General features: G+C 69.5%; 23 protein-coding genes and 1 pseudogene. 6 read left to right on the top strand and 18 right to left on the bottom strand.

Going from position 1 to position 22,099, the window contains the following annotated elements; genetic code table 11:
- Nucleotides 1-31: 31 nt before the first annotated feature.
- From WT97_RS13420 to WT97_RS13395, 6 genes are all read right to left on the bottom strand, one after another.
- Nucleotides 32-1,009, bottom strand: coding sequence for an ABC transporter permease subunit (locus WT97_RS13420; protein WP_060353610.1), 978 nt, complete (start codon nucleotides 1,007-1,009; stop codon nucleotides 32-34).
- The gene (locus WT97_RS13415) at nucleotides 1,009-1,809 is read right to left on the bottom strand and encodes a taurine ABC transporter ATP-binding protein (protein ID WP_060353609.1); all 801 of its coding nucleotides are present in this window, start codon (nucleotides 1,807-1,809) and stop codon (nucleotides 1,009-1,011) included. The genes WT97_RS13420 and WT97_RS13415 overlap by 1 nt, the downstream gene beginning before the upstream one ends.
- A 40-nt stretch (nucleotides 1,810-1,849) precedes the next feature.
- On the bottom strand, nucleotides 1,850-2,866 hold the full coding sequence (tauA, locus tag WT97_RS13410; RefSeq protein WP_060353608.1) for a taurine ABC transporter substrate-binding protein: 1,017 nt from the start codon (nucleotides 2,864-2,866) through the stop codon (nucleotides 1,850-1,852).
- 257 nt (nucleotides 2,867-3,123) lie between these two features.
- Nucleotides 3,124-4,116 carry a lipoyl synthase gene (gene lipA, locus WT97_RS13405; protein ID WP_006499067.1) on the bottom strand — a complete coding sequence of 331 codons (993 nt, stop codon included), beginning with the start codon at nucleotides 4,114-4,116 and terminating at the stop codon, nucleotides 3,124-3,126.
- The gene (gene lipB, locus WT97_RS13400) at nucleotides 4,109-4,855 is read right to left on the bottom strand and encodes a lipoyl(octanoyl) transferase LipB (protein ID WP_059795377.1); all 747 of its coding nucleotides are present in this window, start codon (nucleotides 4,853-4,855) and stop codon (nucleotides 4,109-4,111) included. The genes lipA and lipB overlap by 8 nt, the downstream gene beginning before the upstream one ends.
- A gap of 84 nt (nucleotides 4,856-4,939) precedes the next feature.
- Nucleotides 4,940-5,266, bottom strand: coding sequence for a DUF2917 domain-containing protein (locus WT97_RS13395; protein WP_059506690.1), 327 nt, complete (start codon nucleotides 5,264-5,266; stop codon nucleotides 4,940-4,942).
- Nucleotides 5,267-5,368: 102 nt separating this feature from the next.
- On the opposite strand from WT97_RS13395, the gene WT97_RS13390 reads away from it, so the two are divergent.
- Nucleotides 5,369-6,358 (top strand): transcriptional regulator GcvA, encoded by a 990-nt coding sequence (locus WT97_RS13390; RefSeq protein ID WP_059506522.1) that lies wholly within the window; start codon nucleotides 5,369-5,371, stop codon nucleotides 6,356-6,358.
- Nucleotides 6,359-6,379: 21 nt separating this feature from the next.
- Here the strand turns inward: WT97_RS13390 and WT97_RS13385 are convergent, their stop codons facing one another.
- The 10 genes from WT97_RS13385 to WT97_RS13340 form a co-directional block, all read right to left on the bottom strand.
- Complete coding sequence (locus WT97_RS13385; RefSeq protein ID WP_011546305.1) at nucleotides 6,380-6,688, bottom strand: YbeD family protein; 309 nt, start codon at nucleotides 6,686-6,688, stop codon at nucleotides 6,380-6,382.
- Nucleotides 6,688-7,614: a D-amino acid aminotransferase gene (locus WT97_RS13380; protein WP_059506520.1), complete on the bottom strand. Its 927-nt coding sequence runs from the start codon at nucleotides 7,612-7,614 to the stop codon at nucleotides 6,688-6,690. The genes WT97_RS13385 and WT97_RS13380 overlap by 1 nt, the downstream gene beginning before the upstream one ends.
- Nucleotides 7,615-7,662: 48 nt before the next feature.
- Nucleotides 7,663-8,973 carry a D-alanyl-D-alanine carboxypeptidase family protein gene (locus WT97_RS13375; RefSeq protein WP_059506518.1) on the bottom strand — a complete coding sequence of 437 codons (1,311 nt, stop codon included), beginning with the start codon at nucleotides 8,971-8,973 and terminating at the stop codon, nucleotides 7,663-7,665.
- A 537-nt stretch (nucleotides 8,974-9,510) separates the two neighbouring features.
- The gene (locus tag WT97_RS13370; RefSeq protein WP_059506516.1) at nucleotides 9,511-10,155 is read right to left on the bottom strand and encodes an alpha/beta hydrolase; all 645 of its coding nucleotides are present in this window, start codon (nucleotides 10,153-10,155) and stop codon (nucleotides 9,511-9,513) included.
- Between the two features lie 13 nt (nucleotides 10,156-10,168).
- Nucleotides 10,169-10,486 carry a ferredoxin gene (locus WT97_RS13365; RefSeq protein ID WP_034208488.1) on the bottom strand — a complete coding sequence of 106 codons (318 nt, stop codon included), beginning with the start codon at nucleotides 10,484-10,486 and terminating at the stop codon, nucleotides 10,169-10,171.
- 155 nt (nucleotides 10,487-10,641) lie between these two features.
- Nucleotides 10,642-11,793, bottom strand: coding sequence for a VanZ family protein (locus WT97_RS13360; RefSeq protein WP_059506513.1), 1,152 nt, complete (start codon nucleotides 11,791-11,793; stop codon nucleotides 10,642-10,644).
- A 19-nt stretch (nucleotides 11,794-11,812) separates the two neighbouring features.
- On the bottom strand, nucleotides 11,813-12,436 hold the full coding sequence (locus tag WT97_RS13355) for an ABC-type transport auxiliary lipoprotein family protein (protein ID WP_060035712.1): 624 nt from the start codon (nucleotides 12,434-12,436) through the stop codon (nucleotides 11,813-11,815).
- Nucleotides 12,437-12,474: 38 nt separating this feature from the next.
- A complete protein-coding gene (locus WT97_RS13350; protein ID WP_059506512.1) occupies nucleotides 12,475-13,404 on the bottom strand; it encodes an MlaD family protein in 930 nt (309 codons plus the stop codon).
- Nucleotides 13,405-13,421: 17 nt separating this feature from the next.
- A complete protein-coding gene (locus WT97_RS13345) occupies nucleotides 13,422-14,336 on the bottom strand; it encodes an ABC transporter ATP-binding protein (RefSeq protein ID WP_060353607.1) in 915 nt (304 codons plus the stop codon).
- Nucleotides 14,333-15,457 (bottom strand): ABC transporter permease, encoded by a 1,125-nt coding sequence (locus tag WT97_RS13340; RefSeq protein WP_059795530.1) that lies wholly within the window; start codon nucleotides 15,455-15,457, stop codon nucleotides 14,333-14,335. Before WT97_RS13340 ends, WT97_RS13345 begins: the two co-directional genes overlap by 4 nt.
- A 298-nt stretch (nucleotides 15,458-15,755) precedes the next feature.
- Between WT97_RS13340 and WT97_RS13335 the strand changes: the two genes are divergently transcribed.
- From WT97_RS13335 to WT97_RS13315, 5 genes are all read left to right on the top strand, one after another.
- Nucleotides 15,756-17,825: a bifunctional 2',3'-cyclic-nucleotide 2'-phosphodiesterase/3'-nucleotidase gene (locus WT97_RS13335; RefSeq protein WP_059506508.1), complete on the top strand. Its 2,070-nt coding sequence runs from the start codon at nucleotides 15,756-15,758 to the stop codon at nucleotides 17,823-17,825.
- Between the two features lie 8 nt (nucleotides 17,826-17,833).
- Nucleotides 17,834-18,679: a tetratricopeptide repeat protein gene (locus WT97_RS13330; protein WP_060353606.1), complete on the top strand. Its 846-nt coding sequence runs from the start codon at nucleotides 17,834-17,836 to the stop codon at nucleotides 18,677-18,679.
- A 321-nt stretch (nucleotides 18,680-19,000) separates the two neighbouring features.
- Nucleotides 19,001-19,921, top strand: a complete 921-nt coding sequence (locus WT97_RS13325; RefSeq protein WP_059506503.1) for a biotin--[acetyl-CoA-carboxylase] ligase — start codon at nucleotides 19,001-19,003, stop codon at nucleotides 19,919-19,921.
- Entirely contained in the window at nucleotides 19,918-20,718 is an 801-nt protein-coding gene (locus WT97_RS13320; RefSeq protein ID WP_060353605.1) for a type III pantothenate kinase, read from the top strand. The genes WT97_RS13325 and WT97_RS13320 overlap by 4 nt, the downstream gene beginning before the upstream one ends.
- Nucleotides 20,719-20,920: 202 nt before the next feature.
- Nucleotides 20,921-21,163: a hypothetical protein gene (locus tag WT97_RS13315; protein WP_059506497.1), complete on the top strand. Its 243-nt coding sequence runs from the start codon at nucleotides 20,921-20,923 to the stop codon at nucleotides 21,161-21,163.
- Between the two features lie 16 nt (nucleotides 21,164-21,179).
- On the opposite strand, the gene rfaE2 is transcribed toward WT97_RS13315, so the two are convergent.
- Both rfaE2 and WT97_RS13305 read right to left on the bottom strand, forming a co-directional pair.
- On the bottom strand, nucleotides 21,180-21,665 hold the full coding sequence (rfaE2, locus tag WT97_RS13310) for a D-glycero-beta-D-manno-heptose 1-phosphate adenylyltransferase (protein WP_060353604.1): 486 nt from the start codon (nucleotides 21,663-21,665) through the stop codon (nucleotides 21,180-21,182).
- 161 nt (nucleotides 21,666-21,826) lie between these two features.
- Nucleotides 21,827-22,099: pseudogene (locus WT97_RS13305) on the bottom strand (ferritin-like domain-containing protein); the annotation flags it as partial.

Raw genomic sequence — 22,099 nt, 5'->3', positions numbered from 1 at the left:
CGCCAACGGGCGTCCGTGCAGCCTGTACGGCCTACCCTCGCCCCTTCCACGGCACCACCCGCCGCTCGACCCACCGCATCGCCAGATCGAACAGCCACGCGATCGCGCCGATGATCAGAATCCCCATCACGACGATGTCGGTGCGCAGAAAGCTCGATGCGTTGAGCACCATCTGCCCGAGCCCGGCCGTCGCGGCGACCATCTCGGCCGCGACGAGCGTCGTCCACCCGAACCCGATCGCGATCCGCAGCCCGGTGAGAATTTCCGGCAGCGCAGCCGGCAACACGACGTGCCGCACGATCTGCGCGAAGCTGCCGCCGAGCGAGTACGCGGCGTTGATCTGCTCGACCGTCGCCGCGCGCACGCCGGCGCGTGCGGCCATCGCGATCGGCGCGAAGCATGCGAGGAAGATCACGACGAGCTTCGCCGTCTCGTCGATGCCGAACCAGATCACGACGAGAGGCAGATACGCAAGCGGCGGCAGCGGCCGGTAGAACTCCAGCAGCGGATCCAGCACGCCGCGTGCGATGCGGCTCACGCCCATCAGGATGCCGGCCGGCACACCGATCGCGGCGGCAAGCGCGAACGCACCGAACACGCGGGCAGCGCTCCACAGCAGATGGTCGGACAACGGCAGGCCGCCCTGGATACGGCCGTGCCATGCGTCGACGAACGCCGCCCACACCGCTTCCGGCGCGGGCAGGAACAGCGGCGGCAGCCACTGCAGATGCGTCGCGACCCACCACAGCACGGCCAGCGCCGCGATCGTCGCCGCGCTCAGCGCGGCCGTCTTCCCCTGCCCGGGCAAGCGATAGCGGCCCGACGAACGACGCGCACGCACAGCACGCGCCGCAGCCTCGGCCCGCGTCGTGCGACCGTCGTCCGGCTCGAAATCCGCGGCCGTTCGGTCGGCCGCCCACGAATCCTGCGTGCTCATGGTGTCCTGCCTGTGCAATGTACTGATCCGGCCACGCCCGACGGACGCACCCTGCCTCGCGAACTCGTGCATCACGCGGTCCCGGCGACTACCGGCTCGTCGCGATGCAGATACGCGATCAGCCGCTCGCGCCATCCGATGAATTCCGGCGACGACTTCACCGCACGTGCATCGCGCGTTTCGACGTAGCGGCGCGCGAACGGCAATTCGAAGGTTTCCGCGATCCGGCCGGGGCCCGGCGTCATCACGACGAGACGCGTCGCGAGAAAGAGCGCCTCCTCGACGTCGTGCGTGATGAAGAACACCGTCTTGCCGGTCCGCGCCCACACGTCGAGCACGAGCGCCTGCATCGTGCCGCGCGTCATCGCATCGAGCGCGCCCATCGGCTCGTCCATCAGCAGCACGCGCGGATCGCTCGCGAGCGCGCGCGCGATGCCGACGCGCTGTTGCATCCCGCCCGACAGTTCGTACACGCGCGCGTGCGCATGGCGCTCGAGGCCGACGAGCGCGAGCATCTCCGCCGCGCGCGCTTCGCGTTCGGCCTTCGGCACGTGTGCGAAGCGCAGTCCGAGCGCGACGTTGTCGAGCACGTCGAGCCACGGCAACAACGCGTATTTCTGGAACACGACGCCGCGATCGGCGCCGGGGCCCGTGATCGGCACGCCGTCGACGGATACGTCGCCCGTCGTCGGTGCGACGAAGCCGGCCATGCAGTTCAGCAGCGTCGTCTTTCCACAGCCGGACGCACCGAGCGCGACGACGAATTCACCGGCATCGATGCGCAGGTCGACGCGCGCGAGCGCCTGCGTCGTCGGCCTGCCGCGCTCGCCCGGATAGGCGACCGATACCTGGCGGACTTCCAGCGTACTCATGACCGAAGGGCTCCGCGATGAATGGGCCGAACGACCGCGCTCAGCGCGCGGCCTTCTGCACGAACTGCGGATCGACGCCCGCCGAATAGTCGGCGAGCACCGTCTGGATCGTGCCTTGCGATTTGAGGAACGCGGCCGTGGCCGCGAGCGACTTCGCGGCGCCCGATTGCGCGCCGCCGCCGAGCCACGTCGGCGAAGCCTGCTCGGCCGCCGTCGGGAATGCGTAGAGCGCGAGGCTCGCGGGCACATCTGCCGCGTTCGCGCCCGACACCTTCGCCACCGCCGCGACCTGCGGCGAGCCGACCTTCCACGCCGCGGCATGCGCGCGGTAGTCGGCATCGGCGGCCGCGAGCACCTTCACGAAGCGCGTGACGAATTCGGGATTCTCGCGCGCGAACTTGCGGCTCACGACGAAGCCGTCGAAGGTCGACTTGCCGCTTTCCTTCGCAACTTGGCCCGACGTCGTCAGCACCGTGCCCGACTGCTTGACCTTCGCGAGCACCGGATCCCAGATATAGGTCGCGTCGATGTCGCCGCGCGTCCACGCGGCCGCGACTTCGGGCGGACGCAGGTTGACGATCTTCACGTCGTTCGGATTCACGCCCGCGGCCTGTAGCGCGACGAGCGTATGGAAGTGCGACGTCGACACGAACGGCACGCCGATCTTCTTGCCCTTGAGTGCGGCGACGCTGGTCACGCCCGAGCCGTTGCGCGCGACGAGCGCCTCGGCGTCGTTGATGTTGTCGAGCACCCAGAACAGCGAGATGTCGAGCCCCTGCGACAGGCCGGCCGCGATCGGGCTCGAACCGGCTTCGCCGAGCTGCACGGAGCCCGACGCGAGCGCGCGGATCACGTCGGCGCCGCTGTCGAGCTTGCGGAACGTGACCTTGTAGCCGGTCGCCTTTTCGACTTCACCGCTCGCCTGCGCGTAGCGCCACGGCACGACCATGTCCTGGTACGCGATCACGACTTCGCGCGATTCGGCATGCGCCGGGCCGAGCGCGGCAAAGGCGGTCAGCGCGACGGCGGCGCGGCGGATGAAGCTGAAACGGGACATGCGGCTCTCCTTCGGAATGCGGGTGTTGCAAGCGGAGAGCCGACTTTACGAGCTTTGCGCGCGGCGGGAGCGAACTTATCGTGCGAAGCTATCGATGCCGTTTCAGCTTTGCTTTTCATGCTGGATCGGATCGCGCGTCCGGTCGGGTGACGATTGCCGTGCACATGCGCGGATCACCGCCGCGCCAACGAAAAAGCCCGCATCGCTGCGGGCTTTCGGGACTGCGGGTCTTGCGCGGATGGAGGCAAACGCGGTGCTCAGACCACCCCCGCCCCATGCGCCTGCAGATCGGCGTGATAGCTCGACCGCACCATCGCGCCGACGGCCGCGTGCGTGAAGCCCATCTTGTACGCCTCTTCCTCGTACATCTTGAACGTGTCCGGATGCACGTACGCGCGCACCGGCAGGTGGTGCTCGGACGGCTGCAGGTACTGGCCGATCGTCAGCATGTCGACGTCGTGCGCGCGCAGGTCGCGCATCACCTGCAGGATTTCCTCTTCCGTTTCGCCGAGGCCGACCATCAGCCCCGACTTCGTCGCGACGTCCGGATGCAGCGCCTTGAAGTCCTTCAACAGCTTCAGCGAGTGCGCGTAGTCCGAGCCCGGGCGCGCTTCCTTGTACAGGCGCGGCACCGTTTCGAGGTTGTGGTTCATCACGTCGGGCGGCGCCGCGTTCAGGATCGAAATCGCACGGTCGAGACGGCCGCGGAAGTCCGGCGTCAGGATCTCGATGCGCGTGTCGGGCGACTGCTCGCGCACCTCGCGGATGCACTCGACGAAGTGGGCGGCGCCGCCGTCGCGCAGGTCGTCGCGGTCGACGCTCGTGATCACCACGTACTTGAGCTTGAGCGCGGCGATCGTGCGTGCGAGGTTCTTCGGCTCATCCGCGTCGAGCGGATCGGGGCGGCCGTGGCCGACGTCGCAGAACGGGCAGCGGCGCGTGCACTTGTCGCCCATGATCATGAACGTCGCGGTGCCCTTGCCGAAGCATTCGCCGATGTTCGGGCAGCTCGCTTCCTCGCACACGGTGTGCAGGTTGTGCTCGCGCAGGATCGTCTTGATCTCGTTGAAACGCGAGCTGCCGGTGGCCGCCTTCACGCGGATCCATTCGGGCTTCTTCAGCTTTTCGATCGGAATGACCTTGATCGGGATGCGCGCCGTCTTCGCCTGCGCCTTCTGCTTGGCGGTCGGATCGTAGGCCGGGGTCGCGGCCGTATCGGCCGGTGCGGGAGAAGCGGTAACGTCAGTCATTCGATTGTTCCAGTGCGTGCGGCTTGTCGGCGGCTGCGGATGCGCCGTCGAGGTTGGCGATCAGACGGCCCACCAGCGTATGGGCGACGTCGTTCCAGTCGGCGGCAACCTCGAGGCTCGCCATGTCGACGGTTTCCAGTCCGGCATAGCCGCACGGATTGATCGCAAGAAACGGGCGCAGATCCATCTTCACGTTCAGGCTCAGCCCGTGATAGCTGCAGCCGTTGCGGATCTTCAGGCCGAGGGCCGCGATCTTCGCGCCTTCGTGCACGCCGGATGCCACGTAGATGCCCGGCGCGCCCGCCTTGCGGACCGAAGCGAGATTATACGCCGCGAGGGTGTCGATCACGGCCTGCTCGATCTTCGTCACGAGCGTGCGCACCATCAGCTTGCGCCGGCGCAGATCCAGCAGCAGGTAGACGACGATCTGGCCGGGGCCGTGGTAGGTGATTTGCCCGCCGCGGTCGACCTTCACGAGCGGCACGCCGCTGTCGGCCACCAGCAGGTGCGCCGGGTCGCCGGCCTGGCCGAGCGTGTAGACGGGCGGATGCTCGACCACCCAGATCTCGTCGCCGGTGTCGGCCGTGCGCGTGTCGGTGAACGCGCGCATCGCGTCGAAGCTCGTCTCGTAGGCCTCGCGGCCCCGCCACCGCACGGTGACCGGCTGAGCCGGGGCGCCGGCGGGCGATGCGGAAACGGCGACAGGCGTGGACACGATGGAAACCGGCGAAACGGACATGGGCGGTAGTTTACCGAAAACCCGTGGGTCTCGCCGGCCTTGGGTGGGGGACGGATCGCCGGTATCCGTCGGACGAAACGACGGTCAGACGGTGCGCCAGCCGTCGTGGACCCATGCAGCGACGCGTTCGCGCAACCGGGCCAGCCCGCCGAGCGCGACTTCCCGCGGCGGCCGCGACACCGAGAACGCGACGCGCGCGCCTTCCCGGCTTTCCGCGCTGAGCCACAGCCGCTCGCCGCGGCGCAGCTTGAGCGTCTCGCCATCGACCAGGAAGTAATCGTCGACGTCGTTGCTGCGCGTCGCCCAGACCGGCCCGCACTGGACGATCAGTCGCGTGCTGCGTTGCACCTTCATCGGCACGGTCTCGCCCACGGGAATTTCAAACGTGATGCTTGAAGAGATTTCTTGCATGATCGACTCCGCCAATAAGTGCTTCGATGGCTACAATCGTAGTCACTCGAAGGCGCCCGACCAAACGACCAATTTTCACGTCGATGTGAGGAAAATTAGCAAATGGACCTCCGCCAGCTCCCGGCGCTGAACGCGATTCGCGCGTTCGAAGCCGCCGCCCGCCACGAGAACTTCTCGCGCGCCGCCGACGAGCTGTTCGTCACGCACGGCGCGGTCAGCCATCAGGTTCGCGCGCTCGAGGAAGAGCTCGGCGTGCAGCTGTTCACGCGCAACGGCAAGCGGCTGTGCCTGACCGACGCCGGCATGCGCTACGCGCAGCAGATCCGCACCGCGCTGATGGTGATCGCCGATGCGACGCGCGACGTGCGCGCGAGCGACCGCGACCGGCGGCTGGTGGTGTCGATGCTGTCGTCGTTCGCCGCGCGCTTCATCACGCCGCGCATCGGCACGTTCATCGAGCGGCATCCGGAAATCGACGTCGAGCTGCAGTCGACCAACTCGCTCACCGATTTCGCGCGCGACGACGTCGATCTCGCGATCCGCTTCGGCTTCGGCAGCTATCCGGGGCTTCACGTGGAGCCGCTGTTCGAGGAGGTGTTCTTTCCCGCGTGCGCGCCGACACTGAACGGCGGCAAGCTGCCGCAGACGCCCGCCGATCTCGTGAACTACCCGCTGCTGCGCTCGGACGACGAGCTGTGGCGGCCATGGTTCGACGCGGCCGGGCTCGACACGCTTACCGAGCCGAAACGGGGCATTCTGTACCAGGATTCGTCGAACCTGCTGCTCGCGGCGATCGAGGGCCAGGGGATCGCGCTGGTGCGCCGCTCGCTCGCGGTGCACGACCTGCTCGACGGGCGCATCGTGCGCCTGTTCGACATCGACGGGCCGAGCCCGTGGCACTATTTTTTCGTGTGTCCGCCGCCGCTCTTGAACACGCCGCGCGTGCAGGCGTTCCGGACCTGGCTGTTCGAGGAAGTCGCCGAATACAAGCGGCTGTGCGACGAGCTGGACGCGCGGCGCGCGGCGGGGAAATGCCCCGCCGAGTGCGCGCTGGAGGGCGGATGGAAAGGGATCAGCGGCCGTTTGCGCTGATCCCCGGCCGCAGAACGGGCCTTAAAGTACGACCTTGACCATCGGATGGCCGGTCAGCGCGCGGTAGATGTTGTCGAGCTGCTCCTGGCTCGTCGCGCGCACGGTGATCGTGAGGCCCGTGTAATTGCCGCCGCTCGACGCGCGCTCCTCGATCTTCTCGACGTCGATCTCGTTGTCGTGAACGGCCACGACCTTGAAGATCGTGTCCTTGAATTCGGGGTGCGCCTTGCCCATGATCTTGATCGGGAAATCGCACGGAAACTCCAGCAGCGACTCCTTCCGGGTTTCGATCGCGCCGGTGACCTCGACGGTTTTGGTCGGTTCGCTCATCATTTTCTCCGGGTTAGGTCAAACTGTTCAAACTCGCGCGCCTTCGCACGCTGGTACGCGTCATACAGCGCCGCGAACACGGGGCCCGGCTTGCCGCCCTGCACGGGCAGATCGTCGAGCGACGTGACGGGCAGGATTTCCTTGGTGGCCGACGTGATCATGATTTCGTCGGCCGAACGCAGCTCGACCTCGCTGATCTCGCGCGCGACGAACCGGATCCCGCATTCGTCGGCCAGTTGCTCGACCAGCGCGTAGCGGATCCCTTCGAGGATCTTGTTGCTGCGCGGCGGCGCGAACAGTTCGCCGTTCTTCACGATCCACACGTTCGACGACGAGCCTTCGGTCACGTTTTCGTCGCGCAGCTGGATCGTCTCGAACGCGTCGCGTTCGGCCGCATGCTGCGCCATCAATACGTTGCCGAGCAGCGAGATCGACTTGATGTCGCAATGCAGCCAGCGGCGATCCTCGGCCGTCACGCAGCGCACACCCTTCGCACGCTCTTCTTCCGACGGCAGGCGCAGCGGGCTCGTCATCGCGAACACCGTCGGCACCGCGTTCGCCGGGAATGCATGACCGCGCTTCGCGACGCCGCGCGTCACCTGCAGGTAGACGAGCGCGTTGCCGTCGCCGAGGCCTTCGGCGTTCGCCGCGACCACCCGCTCGATCAGCGCGCGCCAACCGGCCGCATCGTGCGGGTTGTCGATGCCGATCTTCTTCAGGCTGCGCGCGAGCCGGTCCAGATGCTGTTCGATCCGGAACGGCACGTGCGCGCCGTCGTGCGCATACACGGGGACGACTTCATACACGCCGTCGCCGAAGATGAACCCGCGGTCGAGCACCGGCACACGGGCTTCGGACAGCGGCACCAGTTCCTCCTGCGACGAGACGCTGAGGTAGACGATCGGTTCGAATTCGGCTTGGCTCATGGCTATGACAGATGGGGATGAAGTCGTGAAAACAAAGGCCCGTCGCGCTTACTTCTTCTTGCTGAACATCAGCAGGATCGAGTCCCAGATACGTCCGAAGATACCCGCTTCCGGCACGGCCTGCAGCGCGACGACCGGGAATTCGGACAGCGTCTTGCCGTCGGCGACGATCTTCACGGTGCCGACCTGCTGGCCTTGCGCGAGCGGCGCGATCAGCGGCGCGTTGACGTCGACTTCGGTCTTGACCTTGTCGCCGAGGCCGCGCGGCACGGTCGCCCACTGGTCGGCGCTCACGCCGACCTGCACGGTGTTCTCCTTGCCCTTGTAGAGGCGCGGCGTCGCGATCGCCTGGCCGCCCTTGAACAGGCGCACCGAATCGAACGCGCTGTAGCCGTAGTTCAGCATCTTCATGCTGTCCTGCGTACGGTCGCTTTCCTTCTGCTCGCCCATCATCACCGACACGAGGCGGCGCTGGCCGTCGACACCCGGGATCGCGCGCTTGGCCGACGCGATCAGGCAGAAGCCGGCCGCCTGCGTATGGCCCGTCTTCAGGCCGTCGACCGTCGGGTCGAGCCACAGCAGCCGGTTGCGGTTGCCCTGGCGGATGTTGTTGTACTTGAATTCCTTCTCCGAGAAGATGCCGTAGTACTGCGGAAAATCGCGGATCAGGTGCGCGGACAGCTTCGCGAGGTCGCCGGCCGTCGTGTAGTGGTTCGGGTCGGGCATGCCGTTCACGTCGGCGAAGTGCGTGCCCTTCATGCCGAGGCGCGCGGCCTCGTCGTTCATCATCGTGACGAACTGGCCTTCGCTGCCGCCGACGAGTTCGGCCAGCGCGATCGCGGCATCGTTGCCCGACTGGATGATCATCCCGTACACGAGGTCATGCACGGACACCGGCTTGTTCGCCTCGATGAACATGCGCGACTCGTCGCGGCCGACGCGGCGCACCGCGTCGCTCGGCGTGACGATCTGCTCCATCGAGATCTTCTTCTTGTCGAGCGCCTCGAACACGAGGTACGCCGTCATCAGCTTCGTCAGCGACGCCGGCTCGACGCGTTCGTCCGCATTGCCCGATGCGAGCACCGTGTTGCTCGTCGCGTCGACGAGCACCCACGAGCGCGCGTTCACGCCCGGCGGCGGCACCGCGCCCGGCATGTAGGTCGCGGGCGCGCCGGTGGACTGCTCGGCGGCCGGCGCCGCATGCGCGGCCTTGGCCTTGGCGGCCGGCTTCGCCTCGGCGACGACGATGGTCGATGCGAGCGCGACGGGCAGCATCACGCCGAGCGCAACGTTGCGCGCGGCGGTGGCGAAGGCGATGGAGGAAGCGAGGGACTTGAGGCCTTGGGAAGACAGACGCATGATCGATTCAGGCTGATGGCAGAAAGTGCGGTGCGAAACGCGCAGGGTTGAACGGCAAGGCGGCGGGCGTTTCGGGCACTCGCCCGACACCGTCGGGCGACGCGAAACGCGCCGGTTGGACTCGTGCGGACGCGTTCGGTTCGCGGCCGTCGCGAGCGGGCGGACAGGCGGCGAAACGAGCGCCGCATGGGCCCAGCCGGGCCGCGGGCAACGCGGAATGCGGCCATTATACGTGGCCGCGAACGGCGTTTTCGCGAACCTGCCGCCGAACGCCCGCATACCGGCTGCGCGCGCATCGCGCGGCGGCGCATCGGGCACGCTTGCTCGACGCCGCACGAGAGACGGGCGCGGGCGGCGTGCAACGCGCGTTGCGCCGGCGTGCGGCAGCCGGGTTGCGGCGCGGCGTCGCGTGAAGTGTCGGGAAGGGTCGCGCATCATCCGGCCGGGCGCCGGTGCGCGGCACGGGCCCCGGCGCTTACGCCGGCGCCCGCATGCAGGCTGGCGCCTGTTCACGCTGATAACGGGCTTGCGCTGGCCCTAGCGCCACGCGTCGACGATGATGCGCTTCAGCACGTGCAGCTTGCGATGGAGGAAATGCTCGGCGCCGGGGATCACGACGACCGGCAGCTCCTGCGGCCGCGCCCAGTCGTACACCGACGCGATCGGCACCGTGTCGTCGGTTTCGCCGTGGATCACGAGCGTGTTCTCGGGCACGTCGGCCACCTGCCAGCGGCTCGCGGCCGTGCCGACGAACACCATCCGCTCGATCGTCTCGCCCGCGTCGCGCAGCCGCTTCGCGACGTGCGACAGCACGAAGGTGCCGAACGAGAAGCCCGCGAGCACGAGCGGCAGGTCCGCATACGCGGGCTGCGCGCGCATGTGCGCGAGCACCGCGAGCAGGTCGTCGGCCTCGCCGGCGCCGTTGTCGTGCACGCCTTCGGTCGCGCCGACGCCACGGAAGTTCGACCGATAGACGACGTAGTTCAGTTGCACGAGCGTGCGCGCGAGCGTCTGCGCGACCTTGTTGTCCATCGTGCCGCCGAACAACGGATGCGGATGCGCGACGAGCGCGATGCCGCGCGGCGCGGCGCCGCCTTCGCGCACGGCGTCGGGCAGGTCGACCGCGATTTCGATCTGGCCGATCGGGCCCGCGATCAACGATTTCTGCGTATGAACGTTCATTCGGCCGGCCCGCTCAGATCTTCAGGCGCTCGACGACCTTGCCGTCGCGCAGGTGCGACTCGACGATCTCGTCGATGTCGGCCCGATCGACGTACGTGTACCACGTGCCTTCCGGATACACGACCATCACCGGCCCTTCCTCGCAGCGGTCGAGGCAGCCGGCCTTGTTGATGCGGACCTTGCCGGGCCCCGCGAGACCGAGTTCCTTCACGCGCTTTTTCGCGTATTCCTGCATGGTCTGCGCGTCGCATTGCGCGCAGCTCGGGCGTTCGGCGCCCGGTTCGCGCTGGTTCAGGCAGAAGAAGACGTGGTGCTGATAGTAGGAATCCATGATGGTGACGAGCGGCCCGGCGCAAGGCCGTGCGGAAAGAAGGGCGATGAATTGCCGTTACGCGAAGCGGCAACGGAGGATGCGGACGATTATAGCGACCGGCGCACGCGGCTGCCCGCGGCGCGACCGCCGCCGCACGGGCCCGGGCTGCCGCGTCAGCGGCGCAGCGCGGCCGGCAGCCACGCGTGCTCGACGCGCTGGCCGAGCCAGATCAGCGCCGCGTAGGGCCAGATCCATGCGAGCCAGCGCGCGATGCTGTTGAAGTGCACGTAGCGGCCCTGCCGCCACCCCGACAGCGTGAAGTCGAAGAACGGATTGACCGGCAGCAGGTTCACGAGCGCGACGCCGGCCAGCAGCGCGAGCGCCGCGAGCATCGCGCGCCACGTCGCCGGCACGCGCAATGCGACGAGCGCCGCCGCGAAACCCAGCTCGATGCCGAGCCGCGCGCCGGGCGTCGCCCACACGACGACGAGGCCGGTGGCCGACTGCATGAACGTCGCGGCCGCCTTCAGCACGAGCGTGGCGACCACCAGCGCGACCAGCAGCCGGATGCGCGGCGCGCGCGGGCGCATCGCGAGCGACGCGATCGCCAGCGCGGGGAACAGCATCAGCCCGCCGAGCACGGCTTCCCACGCGGAATCCGACAACCAGCCGTCGACCCGCTCGGGCCATTCGCTGACGTGCCACGCGGCCGGCAGCCATGCGAGCAGCGCGTCCTGCATCGACGCGTCGGCGCGCTCCCACAGCGCGGCCGGCCAGTCGCCGATGCCGAACAGGAACGGCGACGGAAACACGATCGCGAACGGCCACAGCGCGGCGAGCAGCAGCGGCGTCGACCCGTCGGCCTCCAGCCACGCGAGGCGCAGCCGGCGCAGCACGCCGCGGTCGAGCAGCGCGCCGGCGACCGGCGCGGCAAGCGCCGCGCCCAGCAGCGCGCCGAGCGCGTTGGCGCCGAGATCGAGATTCGACGCGACGCGCGTCGGCAGGTAGGTCTGCAGTGCTTCCATCGTCCCCGACAGCAGCACGCCGAGCACGCTCGCGATCAGCGTCGCGGCCACGCCGCGCCAGCGCGGGTGCAGCGCGAGCACGCCGAGTGCGCCGAACGGCAGATAACCGAGCACGTTCGTGACCACGTCGAACGCCGTCACGTAGCGCTGCATCGGCGCGAACAGGTAATCGAACGGGCCGATGCCGAGCGACGCCCAGCCTTCGAACGGATACAGCGACGCATAGACGATCAGCGCCGCGTAGGCGGCAAACGCCTGCCGCGCGAGCGGCGACGCGCGATGCGTGCCGGGCGCGCTCATCGCGGCTGCCCGCCGGGCGTCACGGCGTGCCCGCGTACGCCTGCACGCCGACCCACGCGGCGATCTGCGACACGAGTTCGTCGCTGGCCGCCGCGAGCGCACGCGCGCCGCCGGCCGCGTCGGGCGTGCTCGACGGCGCGCGCGCGACGAACGTGCGCTGGCCGAGCACCTTGCCGTCGAGCATCAGCGTCGCGCGCGCGGTCACCGCACCGTGGCTTTGCGACTGCCCGTCGAAGACCTGTTCGAATTCGCTCAGGTCGACCTTGAGGGTCGGCGCGCGCACGCCGTCGGCCCCTTCGAGCACCGTGCCGCGCGACGACAGCGCGCCGCGCAGCCGTTGCGTGAGCAACTGCGCGGGCGGCGCGGTCCAGCGGCTGTCGCGATAGACGGCCACGTGCTGCGCATCGGCGTACGCGAGGCGGTACGCGAACTTGTCCGTATCGAGCGCGTCGGGCGCGGCGACGTCGAGCACCTTCAGCGCGGGGCCCGACCCGGCGGTCGCCACCGACGACACGGGCCCGAGGTCGTAGCGGATGTTCGACAGCACCGCGTCGTTGCCGGCGCAGCCGGCCGCCAGCGCGAGCGTCAGCACGGCAAGCGCGGCCGCGGCCGGACGCAGCGCGCGGTCAAGGATTCGTGGCATGGCGTATTCCTGCATGATGTTTCCGGTTTCGATGAACGTCATTGCCCGGCCGTCGCGCCAGGCCAGACGAAGCCCGCTTCGCCGGGCCCCGGCGCCGCGCCGGGCGACCCGAACAACAGACTGCGCGGGTTGCGGCCGAGTTCGCCGGCGACGTCCTTCAATTGCCGCGACGCGTCGCCGACGCTGTCGGCCAGCGCATTGAAGCGCGGCAGCGTGTCGTACTGCACGCGCGCGTTGAGCCCGTTCAGCGCGACGCCGACCTGCTCGGCGGCCGTGCCGGCCTTGTTCAGGTTCGACACGAGCGGCCCGTTCGGCTGCAGCAGCGTGTTCGCCGACGCCATCGCGCGGTTCACCTCGTGCATCGTCTCCGGCAGCGCGGTGACCGCCGGGCCGAGTTGCTTCGTCAGCGTCGCGGCGCCGTCGGCCGCGTGCTGCAGGCTTTCGGCGGTCGCGCGCAACTGCTCGCGCATCTCGGGCGACATCAGCGCGTTCGCGCTCTTCGCGGCCAGTTCGAGTTGCCTCAGCAGCACGTCGCCGCGCTCCTGGATCTGGTCGAACAGGCTCGGCCGCATCGGGATCTGCGCGATCGACTTCGGCGACGACGGCAGCGGCGACAGATCGCGCCCCGTATCCTCGAGCTGCACGAACGCGATGCCCGTCACGCCCTGGAAGCCGAGGCTGCCGTAGGTCGACTGCGTGATCGGCGCGTCGTGATCGACGAGGATGCGGATCCGGATCTGACCCGGATGCGTGCGATCGAAGCCGATCGACTGCACCTTGCCGACGTCGAGGCCGCGAAAGCGCACGGCCGCGTCCGGGAACAGCCCCGTCACGTTGGTGCGCGCGAGCAGGTCGTACGGCACGCGCACGGTGCGGTCGACGTTGAACCAGAACACGGTGCCCGCGATCGCGAGCGTCAGCGCGATCGTGAACAGGCCGGCCCAGAACGCATGTGATTTGTTTTCCATTCGCGGGTTCCTTGCTTCTACAGCTCGACGCTCGACAGCGCCGGTTCGAGGGCCGCCTTCGGCAGCTTCGCGCGCCGCTCGGGCGGCAGCGCCTGCAACGCGCGGCGCCCGCGCAGCCCCAGGAAATATTCGTGGATGAACGGATGGTCGACGTTCGCGGCCTCCTCGACGGGCGCGGCGACCAGCACCTTGCGGTCGGCCAGCACCGCGACGCGTGTCGACAGCGCGACCATCGTATCGAGGTCGTGCGTCACCATCACGACGGTCAGCCCGAGCGTGCGGTGCAGCGTCGCGATCAGCTCGACGAATTCGTCGGAGGCCTGCGGATCGAGGCCGGCCGTCGGCTCGTCGAGGAACAGCAGCTCGGGCTCCAGCGCGATCGCGCGCGCGATGCCGACCCGCTTCACCATCCCGCCCGACAGCGCGGCCGGCATCTTCGACGCGTGCTTGCACGGCAGCCCGACCATCTCGAGCTTCAGCATCACGATGTCGTGCAGCAGGTCCGGCGGCACGCGGCCGAGCTCGCGCAGCGGCTGCGCGACGTTGTCGAACACCGTCATCGACGAGAACAGCGCGCCCTGCTGGAACAGCATCCCCGAACGCGTGCGCATCATCCGCGCGCTCGCGTCGTCGATCGTCGCCGTATCCTCGCCGAACACCTTGATCGTGCCCGACGTCGGCCGTTCGAGGCCGAGGATCTGGCGCACGAGCGTCGTCTTGCCGGAGCCCGAGCCGCCGACGATCGACACGATCTCGCCGCGCCGCACGTCGAAGTCGAGCTTCTGGTGAACGATGTTGCGCCCGTAGCGCTTGGTCAGGTTGCGCACCTCGATCACGAAGTCGGCGGCATCGGCGGCCGCGTCCGGCCGGGGGCCGACCGACCCGGCGCCGATCGCCGCGGCATGCGCGGTCGTTTCGTTCGATGCGTTCATCCGAGCCCCACGTTCTGGAACAGGATCGCGAACACCGCGTCGGCGAGGATCACGACCGTGATCGACGACACCACCGACGTGGTCGTGCCTTCGCCGAGGCTCTGCGAATTCGCCTTGATCCGGAAGCCGAAATGGCACGCGACCAGCGCGATCAGCATGCCGAACACGACGCCCTTGCCGACGCCGATGTACAGGTTCGCGATCGGCACGACGCCCGGCAGCGAGCGCACGAAATAGTTGATGTCGATGCCGAGCACCAGCTTCGCGGCGAGCGCGCCGCCCGTCAGCGCGATGATGTTGGTCCACATCACGAGCAGCGGCATCGCGACGCCGAGCGCGAGCACGCGCGGCAGGATCAGCCGCAGCCCGTGCGGGATGCCCATCACGCGCATCGCGTCGAGCTCCTCGGTCACGCGCATCACGCCGATCTGCGCGGTGATCGCCGAGCCCGAGCGGCCCGCGACGAGAATCGCCGACAGCACGGGGCCGAGCTCGCGGATCACCGACAGCCCGAGAATGTTCACGATGTAGCGGTTCGCCCCGAACATCTGCAACTGCTGCGCGGACAGGTAGCTGAGCACGATGCCGATCAGGAAAGCGACGAGCGCGGTGATCGGCAGCGCCTGTGCGCCGGCGCTGTAGATGTTCGCGGAGGTTTCCCGCCACGGCATCGTCCGCGGGCGGCGCAGCACCGACAGCGCATCGAGGATCACGAGGCCGAACATCGCGATGCCGCCCTGCAGGTGTTCGCCGAACGAGAAGATCGCCTGGCCGAGCCGCGTGACGGGATCGAACCGCACGATGCGCTCGGGCGCCTCGCGCTGGCTGTCGAGCCGCTCGATGCGTTCGAAGATCGTGCGCTGCGTGGCACTCAGCGCGACGCCGGCCGGCAGCTTGCGGCCCCACACGCGCCACAGCGCCTGGCCGCCGACGTGATCGAGCCGCTCGATGCCGGACAGATCCCATTCGCTCACGCGCCCGGCGGCGATGCTCGCGATGCGGCGCGCCACGGCGCCGCGGTTGCGCGCGAGCGACAGCGCGGTCCACTGGCCGGTCAGGCGCACCGTCTGGCCCTGGCCGCCGGCGTCGACCGACAGGCCGGGAGGAGTCTCGAAGTCCAAGGGCAGGTTGTTTGCAAAAGGATGACAGCGGCCATTGTAGCGAACCGTCCGACGCCGCGACGTGAGGATTTCCGGCGCGGCGTCGGCGGCGCGGTGCGCAGCCGGGAGCATGGCGCCGGCCGGGACCGGCCCGAAGCCGCCGCCGGCCGCGGCCCGCTGCCGGCATCGCAACCTTTCATTGTTCCGTCACGTTTCCTTTCGATACTCTCACGCGCCGCACCTCAGGCCGTCGGCGCACCGCGCCGCCATTCGTGCGTACCTCGCGCTTCATAAAACAGAACACCGAACAGGACAACCGATGCGTCTCCCCCCGCTTTCCCGCCGCCACGTACCGGCCGCCGCCGCGCTCGCCAGCCTCGCCTTCGCCCTCGCCGGCTGCGGCGGCGACGACGTCACCGCCACGCCGCCGTCGCAGCCCGAGGCCCAGGCGCCCGTCGGCACGACGGCCACGCTCGCGCTGCTCGAGACGACCGACCTGCACACCAACGTGCTGTCGTACGACTATTTCAAGCTCGCCGCCGACAATTCGCTCGGCTTCGAGCGCGTGTCGACGCTGATCGCGCAGGCGCGCAAGCAGTACCCGAACACGCTGCTGCTCGACAACGGCGACACGATCCAGGGCACCGCGCTGTCGGACTACCAGGCGCTCGTGAAGCCGGTGGGCTGCGACCAGACGCTCGCGATCTACAAGGTGATGAACGCCGCGAAATTCGACGGCGGCGGGATCGGCAACCACGAGTTCAACTACGGGCTGCCGTACCTGTCGCAGGTGACCGGCAACACGTTCGAGGTCGACGGCCTGCCGGCGCCGGCCCAGCAGAAGAAGTGCGCGGGCCCGAACTTCCCGCAGGTGCTCGCGAACGTGATCAGCGCGAAGACCAACGCGCCGCTGTTCACGCCGTACACGATCCTCACGCGCACGGTGACAGCCACGACGCCGGACGGCAAGACGGTCAGCGCGCCCGTGAAGATCGGCATCATCGGCTTCACGCCGCCCGCGATCATGAACTGGGACAAGCGCTGGCTCGACGGCAAGGTCTATACGACCGGGCTGAAGGAGGCGGCCGAGAAGTACATTCCGGAAATGCGCGCGAAGGGCGCCGATCTCGTCGTCGCGATCTCGCACGGCGGTCTCGACAATGCCGCGTACTCGCCGACGATGGAAAACGGCAGCTGGTGGCTGTCGAAGGTGCCCGGCATCGACGCGATGCTGATCGGCCACTCGCACCAGGTGTTCCCGGACGCGAACAGCACGGTGTCGCAGTTCAACCTGCCGGGCGTCGACAAGGTCAAGGGCACCGTCAACGGCGTGCCGACCGTGATGGCCAACTACTGGGGCAAGCATCTCGGCGTGATCAAGCTCGGCCTGAAGTTCGACGGCAAGACGTGGGCCGTCGACAAGTCGCAGACGACCGTCGAGGCGCGGCCGATCCAGAACGCCGACAAGAGCTACGTCGCCGCCGACCCGTCGGTCTCCGCCGCGATCGCGGCCGAGCACCAGGCGACGATCGACTACGTGAAGACGCCGATCGGCTCGACCGACTACCGGATGAACTCGTACTTCGCGGACGTCGGCGATCCGGGCGCGATCCAGATCGTCAACGAGGCACAGGCCGACTACGTGAAGACCTACGTGCAGGCGAACCTGCCGCAATACGCGTCGCTGCCGGTGCTGTCGGTCAGCGCGCCGTTCAAGAGCGGCTTCGGCGGCGGCACCGACTACACCGACGTCGCGCCGGGCGCGCTCGCGATCAACAACGCCGCCGACCTGTACCTGTATCCGAACACCGTGTACGCGGTGAAGGTGAGCGGCGCCGACGTGAAGAACTGGCTCGAGACCGCCGCGAAGCGCTTCAACACGATCGACCCGACGAAGGCGACCGTGCAGCCGCTCGTCAGCACCTTCCCCGGCTACAACTTCGACATGTTCACGTCGGCCGATCTCGCCTATGAAATCGACGTCACGCAGCCGGTCGGCAGCCGCATCCGGAATCTGACGTACAAGGGCGCGCCGATCGACCCGAACGCGCAGTTCATCGTCGCGACCAACAACTACCGTGCGAGCGGCGGCGGCAACTTCCCGGGCCTCGACGGCAGCAAGACGATCTTCGCGTCGCCCGACGCGAACCGCGACGTGCTGATCGCGTTCATCAAGAAGCGCGGCGCGATCACGCGTGCGGCCGACGGCGCGCAGCGCAGCTGGCGCTTCACGAAGCTCGCGAGCTCGGTCGCGCACGTGCGGTTCGCGTCCGCGCCGAACCGCCTCGGCGACGCGACGGCGGCCGGCCTGACCGGCATCACGCAGGTCGCGGCCGACGACGGCTCGGGCAAGAACCTCGCGACCTACGAGATCGACCTCACGCAATGAGACACGCGATGCAACCGATCCGGACGATGCGGCCTGCCGAAACCGGCTTCGCCGCTGCCGCGCGGCGCGCGCTGCGCGCGAAGCTCCCGCCCGCCGCGCTGCTCGCGGCGGCGGCCGTGACCGTCGCGGCCGTCGTCGCGGCGACCGGCCTGCGCGGCGCCGGCCCCGCGCCGAGCGCCGCGCAACTCGACGAATGGCAGGCGATGGTCGCGCAGGCGACCGAGCCGCATGCGCTGGCCCAGTTGCGCACGCTCGCACGGCGCGGCTCGGCCGACGCGCAGACGGCGCTCGGCATCGCGCTCGTCGATGCGCACGAACCGGGGCTGCGCGACGAGGGGCGCGGCTGGCTGGAAACGGCCGCAGCGGCGCACGACACGGCTGACGCGCCGGCTGCACGGCGCGCGCAGCTCGCGCTCGGCAAGGCGTTGCTGCTCGGCAGCGGCGACCTGCCGAAAGACTATGTACGCGCACGCGCGCTGCTCGGCGCCGCGGCCGAACAGGGCGACCCGGCCGCCGCGTATTACCTCGGGCTGATCTACCGCAGCGGCTACGGCATCGCCGCCGACCCGGTGCAGGCCGCGCACTGGTTCGACATCGCATCGCGCGCGGACATCCCGGCCGCCGACTTCATGCTCGCGAACGCGTACCGCGACGGCAGCGGCGTGCCGCGCGACGATGCGCGCGCGCTCGCGCTGTATCGCCGGGCCGCCGAACACGAGCTGCCGGAAGCCGTGCAGACGCTCGCGATGGCCTATCGCAACGGCGAACTCGGGCTTCGGCCCGACGCGGACGAATTCCACGCGCAGTGGATCGAGACCGCGCATGCGCTGAAACACCCGGTCGTCGCGCCGTGACGGCCGTTCGGCCAGGGGGCGTGCGAGCGCGACCCGGCCGAACGGTAGTGACGTCGCATGCTTGACGTGCGCGCCGCGTATCGATATCGGTCCCGCAACCGAGTCGGCCGCGCGGCGCCGGTGGCGCACCGGCTCTCATGTCGACCGGCCAGGGCCCGGCGCCGACGGGCAAGACGCCGCTCGCCCGCGAGATGACCTCCGAATACGACATCGAGATACCGGTGCGGACGAAGCAGCCGCACGGAGCCGTGCCATGCCGCCCCGCGGGTTGCGCTCGCGCTCCGGCGCGCGCCAACGTCCCCTGTCGCTACAATAGGCGCCATGAACGCCCCCACCTCCTCCGACACGCCCGAATCCGGCGACGCACACATCGCGCGCAACCGGCTCGAGGCGCACCTGGACGCCGCGCCGCGCGCGTGGCCGCTCGACATCGTCGCCGCCACCGGCTCGACCAACGCCGACGTCGCAACGCGGCTCAAGGCGCTGCCGCGCAGCGCGAACGCGCTGCCCGCGCCGCTCGTGCGCGTCGCGTTCGAGCAGACGGCCGGGCGCGGACGGCAAGGCCGCCCGTGGTTCGCGCAGCCCGGCAATGCGCTGCTGTGCTCGGTCGGCTGCATCGTGCCGCGCGCCGTCGATGCGCTCGGCGGCCTCAGTATCGCGATCGGCGTCGCGCTCGCGGAAGGGCTGGCCACGCTGCCGCTCGACGCCCGCATGCGCGTTGCGCTCAAATGGCCGAACGACCTGCTGCTGACGACCGACGACAACGGCACGCCGCGCATCGTCGGCAAGCTCGCCGGGATCCTGATCGAAACCGTCTGGACCACCGCCGACGCCACCGCCGTCGTGATCGGCTTCGGCATCAACGTGCGCGGCGCGGAAGCCGTCGCCGCACAGGTCGACGCGCTGCGCGCGCGCGAAGCGACGCTCGCGAGCGGGCTGCCGCCTGCCGCGCTGTCGATCGCGTGCCCGTCGGCGAACCTCACCGATACGCTCGCCGCGTCGCTGAACGCGCTCACGCCCGCGCTCGCGCAATTCGGCGCCGACGGCCTCGCGCCGTTCCTGCCGCGCTGGCACGCGCTGCACGCGTACGCGGGCCGCGAAGTCGTGCTGCTCGAGCAAGGCGTCGAACGCGTGCGCGGCATCGCGACGGGCATCGATGCGACCGGCCAGTTGCTGCTCGACACGCCGAGCGGCGTGCAGACGATCGCGGCCGGCGACGTGTCGCTGCGCGAAGCGCAATGAGCGAACCGCATCTGCTGATCGACGCCGGCAACAGCCGGATCAAGTGGGCGCTCGCCGACGCGCGGCGCACGCTCGTCGACACGGGCGCGTTCGGCCACACGCGCGACGGCGGCGCCGATCCCGACTGGTCGCGCCTGCCGCGTCCGCGCGGCGCATGGATCTCGAACGTCGCGGGCGCCGACGTGGCCGCGCGGATCGACGCGCTGCTCGACGCACGCTGGCCGGGCCTGCCGCGCACGACGATCCGCTCGCGGCCCGCGCAATGCGGCGTGACGAACGGCTATACGACGCCCGAACAGCTCGGCAGCGACCGGTGGGCCGGCCTGATCGGCGCGCACGCGGCGTTTCCGGACGAGCATCTGCTGATCGCGACGTTCGGCACGGCGACGACGCTGGAAGCCCTGCGCGCGGACGGCCGCTTCACGGGCGGCCTGATCGCGCCGGGCTGGGCGCTGATGATGCGCGCGCTCGGCACGCACACCGCGCAGTTGCCGACGCTGACCACCGATATCGCCAGCGGCCTGCTCGCGTTCGCGCAGGCCGAACCGTTCCAGATCGATACGCCGCGCTCGCTGTCGGCCGGCTGCCTGTACGCGCAGGCCGGCCTGATCGAACGCGCGTGGCGCGATCTCGTCGACGCGTGGCAGGCGCCGGTACGGCTCGTGCTGGCAGGCGGCGCGGCGGACGACGTCGCGCGTGCGCTGACGGTCCCGCATACGCGGCACGACGCGCTGATCCTGTCCGGGCTCGCACTGATCGCCGCGGACACGGCCGGCCGGGCAACGGCGCGGGATTGACGCAACGGCGCCGGCATCGCAGCGGGCGCGTGGCGATGCCGGCCGAACCGAAGCGGGCCTGCGCCCCGCCGACGACGCAGTACGCGCGGCGCCGCGCCAGCGGCCCGCACGAACGGTCGACGGTAGCTACGAAAAAGCCGGCCATGCGGCCGGCTCGACTGAACGACGTGAATCACGTCGATGACGACAAGGAGTTTCGACGATGCTGCGCTGGCTGATCGCTGTCCTCTTTCTCGCCAACATGCTCGCGTTCGTGGCGGCGCGCGGCGTGTTCGGGCCGCTGCCGGCGGCCGGCCCGCGCGAACCCGGCGTGCTGGCGCGGCAGGTGCGGCCGGACGCGCTGCGCGTGACGCCGCTCATGCGGGCGACCGACCAGCCCGTCGTCGGCGACCCGATCGCGGCGCCGGCCGTCACGACCGCACCGCTCCCGGCGTCCGCCCCGTGACGACGCCGCGTCGCGCTCAGGGCCGTTGCGCGCGCACCTTTTTCAGCAACGCAGTGGTCGAGCGATCGTGCTCGAACGGAATCGCCAGCGCCCGGCCGCCCCAGCCGCGCACGAGCGCGGATTCCGGCAGCGCGTCCATGTTGTAATCGCCGCCCTTCACGAGGATGTCCGGACGGACGGCCTCGATCAGCGATACGGGCGTCTTTTCCCCGAACGTCACGACCCAGTCGACGCTTTCCAGCGCCGCCAGCAGTGCCGCGCGATCCTCTTCGCGGTTGATCGGCCGGTCGTCGCCCTTGCCGAGCATGCGCACCGACGCATCGCTGTTCACGCCGACGATCAGGCAGGCGCCAAGCGCTTTCGCATCGGCGAGATACGTGACGTGACCGCGATGCAGGATGTCGAACACGCCGTTGGTGAACACGACGGGCGACGGCAGCGACGCGCGCAGCGCGACGAGGGCATCACGGGTGATCAGCTTGCGTTCGAAGGTGGCGGACATGATGGAGATCGGACGGAATGAACGACGGCGCGCGCGACGGCGGCGCCAGATAAAAAGCCCGCCGGACCGGCCGGGCGGGCTTCATGCAACGAACGCGACACGGTGCCGCGAGCCGGGCGCGAGCCAGACGCGACTCGCGCCGCCGCCGGCACCCGCCGGCCTCAGGCCGGCTGCGCGGCCGACGACGGGCCGCTTTCGGCCTGCAGGCGGCTGGTGACTTCCTTGCGGTAGCGGTTCAGCTCCTGCGCGGTCGCGAACGTGCGCTCGAACAGGATCGACAGGTTGTGCAGGATTCGCTCGACGACCTTCTTCTCCCACTCGCCGTCGAAACGGATCTGCTCGTCGAGCCAGCGCTCCAGCCATTCCGGATCCGGCAGGCGCGACTGCACCGTGTCGCGCGGGAACAGCGCCTGGTTCACGTGCAGGTTGGTCGG

Origin of the sequence: Burkholderia sp. MSMB1459WGS (genome assembly GCF_001534535.1) — a bacterium.
Classification (GTDB): Bacteria; Pseudomonadota; Gammaproteobacteria; order Burkholderiales; family Burkholderiaceae; genus Burkholderia.
Note: the sequence above shows the minus strand (reverse complement) of the source record. Positions and strands in the feature narration are given on the sequence as shown.

Excerpts from the sequence above, each read along its gene's own strand:
- WT97_RS13315 (WP_059506497.1), top strand. The coding sequence starts at position 20,921 with ATGCTGCGCTGGCTGATCGCTGTCCTCTTTCTCGCCAACATGCTCGCG.
- WT97_RS13360 (WP_059506513.1), bottom strand. The coding sequence starts at position 11,793 with ATGAGCGCGCCCGGCACGCATCGCGCGTCGCCGCTCGCGCGGCAGGCG.
- WT97_RS13325 (WP_059506503.1), top strand. The coding sequence starts at position 19,001 with ATGAACGCCCCCACCTCCTCCGACACGCCCGAATCCGGCGACGCACAC.
- WT97_RS13380 (WP_059506520.1), bottom strand. The coding sequence starts at position 7,614 with ATGAGCCAAGCCGAATTCGAACCGATCGTCTACCTCAGCGTCTCGTCG.
- WT97_RS13390 (WP_059506522.1), top strand. The coding sequence starts at position 5,369 with ATGGACCTCCGCCAGCTCCCGGCGCTGAACGCGATTCGCGCGTTCGAA.
- lipB (WP_059795377.1), bottom strand. The coding sequence starts at position 4,855 with ATGTCCGTTTCGCCGGTTTCCATCGTGTCCACGCCTGTCGCCGTTTCC.
- WT97_RS13355 (WP_060035712.1), bottom strand. The coding sequence starts at position 12,436 with ATGCCACGAATCCTTGACCGCGCGCTGCGTCCGGCCGCGGCCGCGCTT.
- tauA (WP_060353608.1), bottom strand. The coding sequence starts at position 2,866 with ATGTCCCGTTTCAGCTTCATCCGCCGCGCCGCCGTCGCGCTGACCGCC.
- WT97_RS13365 (WP_034208488.1), bottom strand. The coding sequence starts at position 10,486 with ATGGATTCCTACTATCAGCACCACGTCTTCTTCTGCCTGAACCAGCGC.
- WT97_RS13375 (WP_059506518.1), bottom strand. The coding sequence starts at position 8,973 with ATGCGTCTGTCTTCCCAAGGCCTCAAGTCCCTCGCTTCCTCCATCGCC.
- WT97_RS13385 (WP_011546305.1), bottom strand. The coding sequence starts at position 6,688 with ATGAGCGAACCGACCAAAACCGTCGAGGTCACCGGCGCGATCGAAACC.
- WT97_RS13320 (WP_060353605.1), top strand. The coding sequence starts at position 19,918 with ATGAGCGAACCGCATCTGCTGATCGACGCCGGCAACAGCCGGATCAAG.
- WT97_RS13370 (WP_059506516.1), bottom strand. The coding sequence starts at position 10,155 with ATGAACGTTCATACGCAGAAATCGTTGATCGCGGGCCCGATCGGCCAG.
- WT97_RS13330 (WP_060353606.1), top strand. The coding sequence starts at position 17,834 with ATGCAACCGATCCGGACGATGCGGCCTGCCGAAACCGGCTTCGCCGCT.
- WT97_RS13350 (WP_059506512.1), bottom strand. The coding sequence starts at position 13,404 with ATGGAAAACAAATCACATGCGTTCTGGGCCGGCCTGTTCACGATCGCG.
- WT97_RS13345 (WP_060353607.1), bottom strand. The coding sequence starts at position 14,336 with ATGAACGCATCGAACGAAACGACCGCGCATGCCGCGGCGATCGGCGCC.
- lipA (WP_006499067.1), bottom strand. The coding sequence starts at position 4,116 with ATGACTGACGTTACCGCTTCTCCCGCACCGGCCGATACGGCCGCGACC.
- rfaE2 (WP_060353604.1), bottom strand. The coding sequence starts at position 21,665 with ATGTCCGCCACCTTCGAACGCAAGCTGATCACCCGTGATGCCCTCGTC.
- WT97_RS13335 (WP_059506508.1), top strand. The coding sequence starts at position 15,756 with ATGCGTCTCCCCCCGCTTTCCCGCCGCCACGTACCGGCCGCCGCCGCG.
- WT97_RS13415 (WP_060353609.1), bottom strand. The coding sequence starts at position 1,809 with ATGAGTACGCTGGAAGTCCGCCAGGTATCGGTCGCCTATCCGGGCGAG.
- WT97_RS13420 (WP_060353610.1), bottom strand. The coding sequence starts at position 1,009 with ATGCACGAGTTCGCGAGGCAGGGTGCGTCCGTCGGGCGTGGCCGGATC.
- WT97_RS13395 (WP_059506690.1), bottom strand. The coding sequence starts at position 5,266 with ATGCAAGAAATCTCTTCAAGCATCACGTTTGAAATTCCCGTGGGCGAG.